The organism is Paenibacillus sp. JNUCC 34 (assembly GCF_058269055.1).
Genome location: NZ_CM177770.1, coordinates 5566684 through 5580782, shown reverse-complemented (window position 1 = coordinate 5580782; position 14099 = coordinate 5566684). Strand labels below are relative to the sequence as shown.

The 14099-nt window shown below is 48.6% G+C and carries 12 protein-coding genes; 11 read left to right on the top strand and 1 reads right to left on the bottom strand.

The window, feature by feature from the left end; all coding sequences use genetic code 11:
- Window positions 1–106: 106 nt before the first annotated feature.
- Window positions 107–1033 (bottom strand): helix-turn-helix domain-containing protein, encoded by a 927-nt coding sequence (locus AC2TF5_RS25825; protein ID WP_491299933.1) that lies wholly within the window; start codon window positions 1031–1033, stop codon window positions 107–109.
- A gap of 223 nt (window positions 1034–1256) precedes the next feature.
- Between AC2TF5_RS25825 and AC2TF5_RS25820 the strand changes: the two genes are divergently transcribed.
- The 11 genes from AC2TF5_RS25820 to AC2TF5_RS25770 all read left to right on the top strand — a co-directional run bounded on the left by AC2TF5_RS25820 (window position 1257) and on the right by AC2TF5_RS25770 (window position 14085).
- On the top strand, window positions 1257–2300 hold the full coding sequence (locus AC2TF5_RS25820; protein WP_491299932.1) for a copper amine oxidase N-terminal domain-containing protein: 1044 nt from the start codon (window positions 1257–1259) through the stop codon (window positions 2298–2300).
- Window positions 2301–2460: 160 nt separating this feature from the next.
- A complete protein-coding gene (locus AC2TF5_RS25815) occupies window positions 2461–3783 on the top strand; it encodes an MFS transporter (protein WP_491299931.1) in 1323 nt (440 codons plus the stop codon).
- Window positions 3755–4672, top strand: coding sequence for a polysaccharide deacetylase family protein (locus AC2TF5_RS25810; RefSeq protein WP_491299930.1), 918 nt, complete (start codon window positions 3755–3757; stop codon window positions 4670–4672). Before AC2TF5_RS25815 ends, AC2TF5_RS25810 begins: the two co-directional genes overlap by 29 nt.
- Before the next feature lie 212 nt (window positions 4673–4884).
- A complete protein-coding gene (locus AC2TF5_RS25805) occupies window positions 4885–5583 on the top strand; it encodes a FadR/GntR family transcriptional regulator (RefSeq protein WP_491299929.1) in 699 nt (232 codons plus the stop codon).
- An 87-nt stretch (window positions 5584–5670) separates the two neighbouring features.
- Window positions 5671–7020, top strand: coding sequence for an acyclic terpene utilization AtuA family protein (locus tag AC2TF5_RS25800; protein ID WP_491299928.1), 1350 nt, complete (start codon window positions 5671–5673; stop codon window positions 7018–7020).
- Window positions 7021–7033: 13 nt separating this feature from the next.
- Entirely contained in the window at window positions 7034–7360 is a 327-nt protein-coding gene (locus AC2TF5_RS25795) for a DUF4387 domain-containing protein (protein ID WP_491299927.1), read from the top strand.
- 3 nt (window positions 7361–7363) lie between these two features.
- Window positions 7364–8257: an ABC transporter permease gene (locus tag AC2TF5_RS25790; protein WP_491299926.1), complete on the top strand. Its 894-nt coding sequence runs from the start codon at window positions 7364–7366 to the stop codon at window positions 8255–8257.
- A 14-nt stretch (window positions 8258–8271) separates the two neighbouring features.
- Window positions 8272–9144, top strand: coding sequence for a carbohydrate ABC transporter permease (locus AC2TF5_RS25785; protein ID WP_491299925.1), 873 nt, complete (start codon window positions 8272–8274; stop codon window positions 9142–9144).
- Window positions 9145–9209: 65 nt separating this feature from the next.
- Complete coding sequence (locus tag AC2TF5_RS25780) at window positions 9210–10715, top strand: extracellular solute-binding protein (RefSeq protein WP_491299924.1); 1506 nt, start codon at window positions 9210–9212, stop codon at window positions 10713–10715.
- Window positions 10716–10730: 15 nt separating this feature from the next.
- On the top strand, window positions 10731–11882 hold the full coding sequence (locus AC2TF5_RS25775) for an ADP-ribosylglycohydrolase family protein (protein ID WP_491299923.1): 1152 nt from the start codon (window positions 10731–10733) through the stop codon (window positions 11880–11882).
- An 88-nt stretch (window positions 11883–11970) separates the two neighbouring features.
- Window positions 11971–14085: an ADP-ribosylglycohydrolase family protein gene (locus AC2TF5_RS25770; RefSeq protein WP_491299922.1), complete on the top strand. Its 2115-nt coding sequence runs from the start codon at window positions 11971–11973 to the stop codon at window positions 14083–14085.
- Window positions 14086–14099 lie beyond the last annotated feature (14 nt).

Here is a 14099-nt window from a genome sequence, read left to right as displayed (position 1 = left end):
GTAAGGTGATACGATTTCATTGTAAAAGTAGAAGGGAGGAGCGTCTTTATAAAAAGAGGAAGGATTTTTGTACAATCAGGACATGTATGTGCGAAAACCTTACAGTTTACAGGTTCGAATCGAAGCGTCCTTCCGTAAATTGTGAGCGCCGGAATCGTGCGGGGGTAACACCAAGTTTTGCTGTAAACACGCGTGTAAAGTAGTGAACAGATTCAAATCCGCATATGACGGCAATCTCTTTGATCTGCCGATCACTGTTCAGAAGCAGGCTTTTGGCCTTTTGCACACGCTGCTCCTGAACATAATGAACAAAGGATTGATGCCCGTATTTACTGAACAGCCGCGTCAAATGCCGTGAGGTGATATGCAAATGATTGGCGACCCGCTGCAGCGGAAGAGGTTCACTCAGATTATCTTTTATAAATAATTCAGCCTGGTAGACGATGAATGCCCCTTCTTCGTTTATTTCAGTATCAACGGAATCCATATGCAGTTTTGGCCCATGAGCCACGAGAATGGACAATATTAAGGATAGGGCCGTGCTTTGCAGGGCGAGTGGTGGATAGGCCATGTCATGATGGAACAAGGAAATGAGAGAATTCCATAACATTCCCGGAGGCTGCAGAAGGCTCTCTTGCTGTATCACGGGTGTGCCCTGTCTAGCGAGCATTCCGAACGCCTGTTGATACAGTTCGCTGCAGGCTGACACTTCTGGTTCGAAGGCAACATAGCTCAGTGACAGGCCCTCAGCACTCTTGATTGAGTGCAGGACACCCGGTCTGGAGAGAAACAAAGTACCTGGTGATAGGGCATAATGATTAGGACCTTCCCAATAGGAGCCGTGTCCCGTCAAAACATAACAGGCTTCGAAAAAGGAATGCTTGTGCTCCGTATTATCAAAATGCTGAGGCATAAATCCCCAATAGTGAATGTCGAGTGTAAGCTCTGGCTGTTCTATCCGGTTTAAGGAGCGGTTCATTACCGAATTGGCTCGTTTAAAGGAGAGAGCAAGGGATGTTTTATCTATGGTCATAGAGGGAAATTCCTCCTCTGGTGAGATGAAGTCTACTGTTTCTTGATAGTATCTGCCTTTGTTATCAAAGTGTAGTCTAAGTGTAATCTATATACTTCTAATGTACAGGGATTGCATTTGCGTATCCAGTTCATTTCTCTACTAGTGCAACATCAAGAGGAAGTTTTGCGTCAATAGATAAGAAGTAATTGACTTCCTAGATAATCCAGAAAGGATGATGAACATGAAGAACCATCTTAAGAAGCAGGCAGCAGCACTTCTGGTCTCAGCACTGGCTGTATCCGGTGGGGCAGTGTATGCCGCACCTAGCGCTGATGTAAGCCAAGGAGGAGATCTGCAGCAAGCCGAAGTGATTTCAGCCATTTTGAACTATTCGGTAACCATTAACGGCAAGGATGCTAAAGACACCGGGTTTATGAATCAGGAAAGCAAACAGATTATGCTGCCGTTACGTGAGATTTCAGAAGCTTTGGGCTATGAAATCAAGTGGAACACCAAAGAACGTTCTGCAGAGTTAACGAAATCGGGTACACCGGTATGGACCCTCGTGCAAACCGATAAGGACCAGTATAATGTGAACAAAATGAATGTGGAGCTTGGCTCGGCTCCGGTAAATAACCTCGGTAAGCTGTATGTACCTGCTAAGTTTTTCAGTGACGTGCTTCACCATAGCGTAGCGGTTGACGGCGCACGGGTGAGCATTACGTCAGAAGTAGAGGATGTGAAAACGATGACATCCAGCGGAGTCATTACCGCGGTTCACAACAATACGGACCGCAAATCGGTGCATATCAATGGCGCAGGAACGGAAGGTACGATCTTGAATGTGGATGAGAACACAGTCATTCTGAATGCAGCCGGTGATAAGATTGAGCTTAAAGACTTGTCTCTCGGTCTTGATATCGAAGTGGAGCACAGCCTTGCTATGACGATGAGTCTGCCAGGTCAAACATACGCTTATGAGATTAAGGTGAAGAAGGATTCCGAAGTGAAAGATTGGATCGGAACGTCAGGAACGGTTACGGAGGTTATTTCCGGTGATGCTGGCACGAAGATTACGGTGAAAGGTTTCGGAATGACGGAGACCTCGCCAGGGGAAGTGGTGCTGAACCTGTCTCCTGAGACAATCATTGTGGATCAGGACGGCAAGGAAGTGAAAGCAAGTGAACTGAAAAAGGAAGACAAGCTCCTTGCTTTCTACAGCCCTGTACTGACAAAAAGCTTGCCGCCAATTGGCAATGCATCTAAACTAGTTCTTGTGAAATAGCATGAGATAGAACGAGCTTGAAGCCTGACCGGATACGGTCAGGCTTTTTTGTCCCATACGAATATTCTCCCCTGCCTCTACCTAAAGGAATAATTTGGGACTCCCCCGAATACTGTACACCATTATTATTCCATGATCTTACCGTATAGGGGGAAAGCGCATGAAGCGCAGCTGGATGAACTCACCGTATGCATTTTCGTTAGGGATGTTTGCGATGATGGTTCCAAGTCAGGCATTTAGTTCATTTTACAGCTATTTTTATGTGGATAAGTTGGGGCTCGGCATTGGACTGGCAACGCTGGCAAGGACGATCTTTCTCATCTGGGATGCAGTCAACAACCCCTTATTCGGGTACTGGTCGGATCGTACCAAGACGCGATTTGGGCGCCGCAGGCCGTGGGTGTTCGGGGCTATCCCACTGTTTATGCTGACATTTGTACTCGTATTTTCACCGCCTGAAGGATTATCAGAGAATGGATTGTTTACGTGGTTTCTGGTGGCGCTTATTTTGTATGAGGCGGTGGCAACCGTGCTGTGGGTGAATTACGGCGCATTATTTCCCGAGTTGTTCCGCGGAGACCGGGCTCGCGCCAAGGCTTCCGCTATTCAGCAGGGGTATCAGGTGGTGGCGCTTCTTATTGGTACGGCCTTGACCCCGATTTTGTTCGGTGCGATGGGCTTCTCCAACATGTCTATATTGTATGCGCTTATCTTCGGTGCTTTTATGTTCATCTGTATGATGAGTGTGAAGGAGAAGCGCGAGCCAGTGGAGAGTGAGCCTCTTAAGCTGGTCGATGCGTTTCGTCAGACGCTGCGGAACAAAAAGTTTTGGGTGTTTAACATTTCCAACTCGTTCGCCCAAACGGTAAATGGACTCATTAGCTCGATCATTCCTTTTTACGCCAAGTATGTCCTTAAAATTCCGGAAGAACAGGTGTCGATCCTGTTGGCGTCGGTATTTGTATCGGTTATTCCACTTGTCTTTGTCTGGTACTGGATTATCCGCAGAATGGATGGAGTCAAGGCATGGCGGCTGTCCCTTGCGGTGTACGGGCTGTCCGTTATTCCCCTCTGGTTCGGACATGATCTGGTCAGTGGCGTGGCGGCAGGAATTGTGGTTGGCTTTGGACTTGCAGGCTTCCTGGTGACACCAGCCATGGTAAGCGGCAATATTATTGATGAGGATGCAGAGAGAACGGGACAACGCAGAGAGGGCATTTACACAGCGGTCAGCGGATTTATTACCCGTTCAAGCGGTCTGATCTCGGCCCTGGCGTTCTTCATCGTCGGATTGATATTCGGTTATGAAAGCGGTGATAACCCCGGATCTGATCCGGAATCGACATTCAGGTATCTGATCAGTGTCGTTCCGCTGTGTCTCCTCCTGGTATCATTCCTAATCTCTTTTGTTACAAAAATCGAATTCAAAGACCAGGCGGGAGGTGGCATCAACTATGGAAAAAAGACTGATTATAAACTGTGACGATTTCGGTCAGAGTGCGGCCATGAATAAGGCCATTATGCACATATTAGAGGAGGGCAAAGCATCGTCGGCAACAATTATGGCTCCTGCTCCCGGATTTGAAGAGGCGGCAGACTGGAGTACTCGCCGGAAGCAGCGAAATGTGGGACTTCATCTGACGATGACATGCGAATTTGAAATGCTTCGGTGGAGCAGTTTGACGGGGCACTCATCGCTTCATGACGAGAACGGATACCAGTACCGCACGGTAAAGGAGTTTGAGCAGGGGGCAGAGACGAAGGCCGTAATGAAGGAGATCGACGCTCAGTACAATCTCGTGAAAAAGGCCGGAATCAACATAAGCCATGTCGATAACCATATGGGCAGCCTGTACGGCATAGAGACCGGGCGTAGCCTGCTTCCGCAGACGCTGTGGAAGACGTCCCGCTGGGGGCTGCCATCACGGTTTTTCCGCTACATCTATAAGGAGGATCCGCTTCTAAGCTCGCTATCCAATGTTGAACGACCGGTTGCCCTCGCATCAGCACTAGCGGATACGTTCGGTGTGCCAATTCCGGATTATTTGCTCTCGCATCCCTTCGGTCTGCTGGAGGGGGAAACCTATGAAAGCTTTAAACAGAGCATTTTGGATAAGCTTTACAGGCTTCCGGACGGGGTCAGTGAAACGTACTTCCATCCCGGTGCTGATGACCCATGGATGTTGGAGAACATTCCGCATTGGCAGAAAAGGGTGTGGGAGTACCGGCTGCTCTTTGATGATGATTTCGCTTATACGATGCGCGATGCGAAGGTGATCTTGACCGATTACCGTTATGTAGAGGAGCATTTGAAACGTCCACGTATGTCGTCGGCCTTGAGATTGCTAAAAGTGCTGATAAAATTAGGCTGAAATGTACGAATTATCATTGCATATAACCTGGCACTCTGCATCGCAGTGGTAGCCTAAAAGTGGGATCCACCTGTAAAAAACAGCATTGTAAGCGCTATATTCATGCTTGACAGCCTTTTTTGATGCGTTTATGCTATACATGCGGATAATTGGGTGACCCAATTTCTGTACAGGATAGGGATAGAAGGATTGAAGGGGTAAGGGAAAGCCATATGACCATAAAGAGAATTAAATACCATAGGGTATACGAGGATGTTATTGAGCAGATTAAGAATCTCATTTTGGAAGGAAATCTGTCACCGGGAGACGTCCTGCCCACGGAGCGCGAGCTGGCCCAGTCGTTCGGCATAAGCCGGGGTACCTTGAGGGAAGCATTTCGCATCTTGGAGCGTGAAGGGCTGATTGAGGTCAAACCGGGAGGAGGGCGCTACCTCAGCAAGGCGCTTGATGTGGCAGAAGACAGAAGCCGCATTATGGACAATATCGAACGCGCGACCATTATCGAGCTGCTGGAGGCGCGGGAGCTGTTCGAAACGGGGATCGTGGAGCTGGCGGCAAAGCGTGCAACCGAAGAGGACATCGCAGAAATTGAGGCCGCTTTCGAAAAGTGGGGGCAGATTGATCTTGAAGGAGAAGACCGTTCAGAGCCGGATCAAGCCTTCCATTTGTCCATCGCGAAGGCGACACATAACGTTGTGCTTGTCAATATGATCGAGCTGCACATGGATCTTTTGCAGAGGACGCTCAATAAGACGTTGGAGATTCCAGGCCGAAAGAGTGAGGTATATGAGGAGCATCTGCTCATCGTGCAGGCGATCAAGCAGCGTGATCCAGTAATGGCGAAGCTTGCCTTGCTTAACCATCTCAACAAAGTTAAGGAAAACATACAGAAGAACTACATTCACACCTAAAGGGTAATTTCTACCCTTTACTGTTAAATTGGGTAATCCAATTACCCAATAGGTTTGAATGAATACTTTGGCAAAGAGGGATTGCATATGAATACAGACATTCGAATTTTATCGCCTTGCGGCATGCTGGGATACGGATTTCCAGAGCAGTCCTTTAGGAACGGAATGGGTTATGAGCTGCACGGAATCGTGGTGGATGCAGGCTCCACGGACGGGGGGCCGCACAAACTGGGCGCAGGTGTATCCATCGTCAGCAAGCGTGCGGTCAAGAAGGATTTGGACATTATTATCCCGAACGGATTGGCCCGCAAGATCCCGATTATTATCGGTTCCGCAGGGGGATCAGGAGCACGGACGCATGTGAACTGGACGCTTGATATCATTGATGAAATCTTGAAAGAGCATGAATTGAAAGCGGAAGTGTCCGTTATATGGGCGGATTTTACTCAAGAGGAAATCAAGCAGGCGAATGAGGAAGGACGTATTCAAGCCCTGAGTCCGAATATTCCTCCGCTTACAACCGAGCACATTGAAACGACCAACAGTATCGTTGCACAGATGGGACATGAGCCGATTGTGGAAGCGCTTAAAGAAGGAGGGGAGATTATCGTCTGTGGCCGTGCTTATGATCCTTCGCCATTTGCAGCGATCGGCATTTATCATGGCAAAGATCCCGGTCTCTCCTATCATCTGGGCAAAATATTGGAATGCGGCGCGCTTTGCGCGGAACCTGGAACAACCAAGGACAGCATTCTGGGGACGATTAGCGATGATTCTTTTACCGTTCAATCACTCAACCCTGACCGAACATGCAGCCCGACCAGCGTTGCAGCCCATACCTTCTATGAGAAGGAGCACCCTTATATTCTTCACGGACCAGGCTTCACACTTGATCTCGAGAACTGCCGCTTCGAGGAAATCGAGAAAGGTGTGGTTCGTGTAACGGGCAGCCGGTTTCTGCCGGCGGCGAAGTATTATATCAAGCTGGAAGGGGCGCGGCGCGTGGCTTACCGTACCTTCGTCGTTGCAGGCATCCGGGATCCGATCCTGATCGGGAAGCTGGATGAGGTCGAGGATTATGTCCGAAACCAGGCGAGGGAGTACTACCGCGAGATTCCGGAGTCGGATTACCAGATTCAATTTTATAACTACGGCATGAATGGTGTTCTAGGTAACAAGGAGCCTGAATCGTTCAATGGGTACGAAATAGGCGTTATGTTTGAAGTGGTTGCTAAGACACAGGAACTTGCGAACAGTATCTGTGCGACGGTCCGCTCCACCTTCCTGCATTACGGATACGAGGGCCGTAAATCAACGGCTGGCAATCTGGCGTTCCCATTCGCACCAAGCGATATCGAGTTCGGTCCTGTCTATGAATTCTCCGTGTATCACCTGATGGAAATGAAAAATAATGCTTTTCGGATAGAGCATCGATAAGGAGGATCAAATTGTGACTCAACTCGGCGACCTGGCGAAGGTGCTGCGAAGTAAAAACTCCGGCCCCTTCGAAATTACACTAGACGTGCTGTTTGATTCCAAAGAGCAGTATGACAAAGTGAAACAATCCGGCTGTATTACCAAACGAACGATATGTGAATTGTATCAGATCAAGGAGGAGCAGATTCATCACCTGGTATTCTTCGACCAGGCGCTCGGCTTCAAGATTACCATCTCGCGGGACATTTCGTCCGGCAGCGTCGGCGACCGCGATGTGTATGGAGCCCAGCAGCATGCTCCTCTCATGAAGTTGTCCATCGATCATTCGGGGGAGGGGTAGTCTATGAAGGTGCTAAGACGTTTGAGACAGGATTGGGTATTGTACGCGATGCTGTCATTACCTCTGCTCTACTTTTTTATCTTTCACCTTATTCCACTGTACGGCATGAAGCTCGCTTTTCAGGATTATCGTATTCTGGGTGACCATGTCTGGGTTGGCTGGAAACACTTTAAGACACTCTTCAGCTCACCCGCTTTTACAAGTGTACTTGAGAATACCATCATCATCAGTTTGATGAAAATTATATTTGTATTTCCGATTCCTATCATGCTATCGCTGCTGATTAATGAAGTACGTAGTTCCAGATACCGCAAATATGTGCAATCCGTTGTCTATTTGCCACATTTTCTATCTTGGGTCGTTATTGCAGGGATCTGGATCAGCCTCTTGAATCCTGCCGACGGCGGAGTCAATCTGATTGCGAATTTCTTTCAACTGCCATCGGTTGATTACATGACTAGCAAGGAGCATATCCGCTGGGTACTCGTTTTCTCAGAAATTTGGCGGAGTGCAGGCTGGGATTCCATCATTTATTTAGCAGCTATTATGAAGATCAGCCCAGGATTGTATGAAGCAGCCAAGATTGACGGTGCTACCCGGCTACAGCAGATGAGATACATTACGCTTCCTCATTTATACAGCACAGTTGTAACCGTCTTCATTCTGAATCTTGGCTTCTTCATGAATGCTGGTTTCGATCAGGTATTTAACTTTATGAACGATTCTATCATTAGTGTGGTGGATATTCTGGACACCTATGTTTACCGAATTGGTATCGGAAGCGGACAGTTTGCTTACGCCACCGCGGCTAGCTTGTTCAAGGGCGTTATCGGTATCGTTCTTATCCTGGGTACGCATTTTATATCGAAACGCATCTCGGGTAAGGGTGTCTGGTAAAGGAGGAATTTACGATGAGACGGCTGGAGTTTTCTAAAATTGTCATATATCTGATGCTGTTTGTGTTCACACTCATGGTACTGGTTCCTCTCCTGAATCTGCTGGCACTGTCTCTGACAGACCCAGGCAAGGTCCATCTGATGAGCGGACTGGATCTCATTCCTAAGGGATTCTCAACGATCAACTATCAACTTTTATTATCCAATCCACTGATCACGGGAAGTATTCTGAACTCGGTCTGGATTACCGTCGCAGGTACGTTTCTAAATCTGTTTCTGACCTCCATGGCAGCGTACGTGCTGGCCAGAACCGAATTCATCGGTAAAAAAGTAGTGTTGCTTTTTCTCATCGTCATTATGGTGTTCGAGCCAGGAATGATTCCCGAGTACTTGCTGGTCAAGGATCTCGGACTTATGAACACGCTTACTTCACTGATACTGTATAAAGCCATCAATGTATACTATCTCTTTATTCTGATGCGGTTCATTCAGGATATTCCGGAGGAAATCCTGGAGGCCTCCCGTATGGACGGTGCAGGGCATTTCCGTTTATACAGCAAGATCATCCTGCCGCTGTCCAAGCCAGGGCTGGCGACACTGGGATTATTCTATGGGGTGTATCACTGGAATGAATACTTCAGAGCAACCCTCTACATTTCAGACCCGAGCAAATGGCCGCTGCAGGTTGTTTTGAGACAGTTTGTTGTTCGTAAGGACAATACCTCATTGATTGGTACCCAGAATATGTTTGACAGCGCGATTAACTTTGATTTTGCTTCCCTGCAGGCAGGTACGATTATGATTGCGATTGTGCCGCTGCTATTCCTATATCCTTTCATTTTGAAATACTACGCTAAAGGTGAACTGGAAGGAGGGGTCAAGGATTAAACGGGGAAGGGCAGCTTAGTGGCAGCTATAATGTTCAAATTCAAAAAAAGGGGAGAAAAATGAACATGAAAAAGGTAAGCCTGTTATTAATCGTTGCCATGCTGGCTATGGTCATGTCCGCATGTACATCGAACTCGAACTCCAGTTCGCCAGGTGCGAGTCAGCCCGAGCCTGGGACTGGGACCACCCAGCCTGAGGTAAACAGTGATCCGGTTACATTGAAGATCGTGTACAAGGATGAAGGAACGGCGAACCCTGTCTCTGTTAAATTCTTTGAAAATCTGGAGAAATCACTCGCGGAAGACGAAGGATTAAACGTTAAGTTCGAGCTTGTAGATTTGGCACAAGGTAGTTATGCAGAGAACTTGAACCTCCTTCTGCTTGGGGGTACCATCCCAGATATTATTTACTTCCAGGGCGGTGACCAACAAATCTCCGATCAAGGGCTGCTGGAGGATTTGACTCCGTATATCGAGAAATCGGCTTATATCAAAGACATCATTGAGCCGCACAACAAAACGCGGATGGAAAGCTATCCGTACCTGCTGTGGATTAAGCCGCTTGCTCCGAAAACTCCGGTCGTCCGTGCCGATTGGTTTAATACGATGGAAAGCTCCAAAGCGCTAATGGATAACCCGACTGTAGACAACTATTACGCTTTCTTCAAGGAATTGGTGGAGAAGAAGCCAGGTAATGGCAAGCCGAGTTATGCCCTGACGGCAGCGGGAGATATTACGGAAATCAACTTTATTTTTAATACCGCCTTCGGTCTCGATACGACTTGGCTGAAGAAGGATGACGGAACTTATGAATATTCTAAAGTATCTCAAAAAGAGAAAGAAAAGCTGACCTTCTATAACAAACTGTATAAAGAAGGATTGCTTGACCCGCAGTTTATTACAAAGCAGTGGGATACGAAGGAAGATGCCTTCTATAAAGGTGATGCAGCTGTTATTACGGGTACAGCTGGTAAAATCATTGATCTGTACGATGGTAGAATGCAGGAACTAGGTGGGGATGATGCCAATCTGATCGTGCTGCCGCCAGCCAAAGGTGAAGCGCAAGGATTAGGTGCAACTGACGTTACGAAGGAATCAAGAGGTCTTGCTATTTCTTCACAGTCACCGCATAAAGATGTTGCTTTCAAGGTCTTTGATTATCTGGCAAGTCCGAAGGGGCAAATGCTGGATCGACTCGGTTTCGAGAATGAACATTATACCGTTGCCGACGGCAAGATTGAACTGAACGAGAAATATTACAGCGAATGGTATGCACGTTTCTGGGAGCCGACGGAGATGAAGGCGGAGACCCCGCTTAAAACGCCGCTGCTGGGAGAGCCGGGAACAGAATCGCTGAAGTTGGCGTCCGATTTCTACACGGAAGACAATAACTTCATCATTCCCGAGCAGTTCACAGCTAACTGGGATGCGATGAACAATCTGTATAAGGAATATTCAACGGACTTTATTACAGGCAAGAAAGATCTGTCCCAGTTCGATCAATTTGTAGAGGCATGGAATGCGGCTGGCGGAGCAGAAATTACGAAGTATGCTAACGAAAACATCAAGTAAGGAGCTTAATAAACTATGACTTCGTTTCGTGACCGGGTAAGGGGCGTGGTGATCTCTACCGCGCTCGGAGATGCAATGGGAGCACCGATTGAGAAGCTGACGTACGGGGAGATTAAATCAAAATATGGCCGCGTGGAGTCTCTGATGACAAGATGGCACAAGATGGATTTACATCCAGACGCGAGGCTCGGCCGGGTAAGAGGCGACGGCATTGTTACGGACGATACACTCATGACCATTGCACTTATGAATGTGTATCTCACTGAGGGTAGACATCTGGACGCTTATGATATGGGCAATGAATTCGTGAAAGAGATCGCCTTTCGCAAGACGTTCGTACCCGAACTGAATCAGGAGACGTTCATTATTGACCGTTTGTTCTACCCTGAAAAATATATCTTCATGCGCCATGTGCTTGCGAACTGCGACCCGAGAGAAGGCGGCGTCGGCAATATGGTAAACTGCGGGGCGGCGATGTACATCGCCCCGATTGGGATTGTTAATGCAGGCCATCCCAAGGCTGCTTATGACGAAGCGATTCTGTTCGCGATGGGTCATCAGAGCAGCTATGGGCTGGAGGCAGCGGGGGTTCTGGCAGCTTGCGTTGCCAAAGCTTTTGAACCTGGTGTGATGGTGGAGGATATTGTCGATATCGCGATTAGCCTTGCAAAAGACGGGACAAAAGCAGCCATTCAGGAGCTGACGGAGGCGGCTCGCAAACTACGGCAGGAACGGGATGATATGGATAAAGTAATCGATGTATTTCAGTCGATTATGATGAAATATTCTCCGATGGGTGATGATGTTAGCCGTCATATCGACAAGGTCGGCATTCCAAGCAATCATTACACACCAAGCCGCCTATGGTCGATTGAAGAGCTGCCGATGGCACTCGCCTTTATGGTCCTGAACGAAGGAGAGTATTACCGTACAATCCTGGACGGTGTAAACTCCGGACGCGACACAGACTCCATCGGGGTTATGGCCGGCGTGATTCTCGGGGCGATGTATGGCTCAGAGGCCATTCGCAAGGAGGATATCGAGCAGCTGAACAAGGTGAACCGTCTCGATTTGTACGCGGTTGCCGACCGGTTCAGCGAGGTTGCAGCTGAGATCATTAAAGACGATATTACCGCCCATGAAGCAAGGAAGAATATTTTCGACTAATATAGATCGAACAATAATAATCCGCATTCGTAGTGATGCAGGGGCTAATAATCTGTAAATCATCTAGTGAGGCTAGGAGGGAGAGCAAATGATACCTAAAAATTATGTAGAGACGGTATATGCAGGATTTATCGGGATGAACATTGGCATACGGCTCGGCGCACCTATCGAGCCTGTTGCCTGGACCTATGAACGTATTCGGGATGTGTATGGCGACATTCGCGATTATGTGAAATCATACAATATCTTTGCCGCCGATGATGATGCGAACGGGCCAGTATTTTTTATCCGTGCGCTATACGACGATGCGGTGGATCGTGAGCTTGAGCCGGAGGATGTAGGCAGATCATGGCTCAATTATGTGCGTGAAGGCATCGGCATGTTCTGGTGGGGCGGCGAGGATATAAGCACGGAACATCGGGCTTATGTCAATCTGCGAAAAGGAATTTCAGCTCCACGCTCCGGTTCCATTGAAGTGAACGGTACTGAGATGGCGGAACAGATCGGAGGTCAGATCTTCATTGATTCCTGGGGACTCTTGTTCCCGGGTCAAATAGAGAAGGCGGCTGACTACGCCGAGAAAGCAGCCAGTGTCTCGCATGACGGCAACGGCTTGTATGGCGCCCGCTTCATGGCAGCCTGCATTGCGAAGGCTTTCGATGCGTCCTCCATTGACGAGATTATGGCTGCGGGGCTTCGTATGATTCCTGAAGACTCTACTTATGCACGCGTCGTGCATGCCGTTATCAACTTCCACCGCGAGAATCCATCCGACTTCCGCGCTTGCCGTCAATACTTGGAGGACCATTGGGGCTACGATAAATATACAGGCGTCTGTCACATTATTCCGAATGCTGGCGTGTGTGTGCTGGCCTTGCTGTACGGTGAGGGAGAATTCGCGCGAACCGTGGAGATCGCATCGATGTGCGGCTGGGATACGGATTGCAATGCGGGCAACGTCGGAACTATCCTCGGTGTGTTCGGCGGTCTGGACGGTATTCCGGAGCATTACCGCAAGCCAATTAACGATTTTATCGTTGCGTCCAGCGTGTCCGGTTACTTGAATCTCGTTGACTTTCCAACCTTCGCTCGTGAGCTGGTACTGCTAGGCTACCGGTTAAATGGCGAGAAGGCACCGGCAGAGTTGATTCAGCGGGTGAAACCAGGGGAGATTTACTTTGACTTTGACCTGCCGGGCTCAACACATGGCTTTAGGACAAGTAATTCTTTTAAGACACCGGTTGTACGCCATTCGGTTAAACACGCGTTTGATGGAAGAGGCTCACTTGAAGTTGTTTTTGACAGACTGGTTGAGGGCGACAGCAGCAAAATATACTACAAGCCTTTTTATCGCCGTGAAGAATTCAATGATGAAAAATACAAGCCCACTTTTGCGCCGTTGGCATATAGCGGCCAGACGGTATCCGCCAAAATCTATGTAGATCAGTGGGAAGGCGAGCCGATTACGTTGACGCCGTATGTGCGGAATACGCATACTCGGGAGGAGGTACGGCTGGTGACCGTTACACCGGTGAGCGGTCAATGGAATGACGTCACCTTCGACCTTCCGGATACGGAAGGTGCTATGATCGACGAAATCGGCTGGATTTTGGAGAGCCGTTCGCCGCTCCTGGACCGCGCCTTAGGCAGCCTGTTCATCGGGCAATTCTGCATCACTGGTACGGCGGACTACACGATCGATTTTGCTAAGCAGGTGAAGGAGTTTGCTTCGATCACGCCGTTCTCCCATCACAGGGGCAAGTGGGAGCTTGCCGGAGGCACGCTGCATTGTACGGCGGATGGCGATTGCTCCTCTTACTCTGGCAATTATTATGCTGACGATATGGTTGTAGAAGCGACGATAAAGCCCATTTCCGGCGTAAGCCATTGCCTGATCACAAGAGCAAATGGTATCATGCGTCACTATTTGGCAGGCTTCGATGGTCCGGGCAAGGTTTCGTTCATCCGGCAGGATTTCGGACATGAGCGGTTGATCAGCGTCCGCTACGACTGGGAGCATGGCAAGCAGTACCGGTTCAAGCTGGTCGCGGAGAAAGATAGGTTCATGCTGTATATTAATGGCGACAATGTGCTGGAATGCACGGACGCTTCCTTCGCTCACGGTATGTTTGGCTTCGGCTGTCTTGAACAAGGGGAGAACGAGATTAGCGATGTTCGGGTTCATGCCGAAATGAAGCCGTGAAGGAGAAAGGAGCG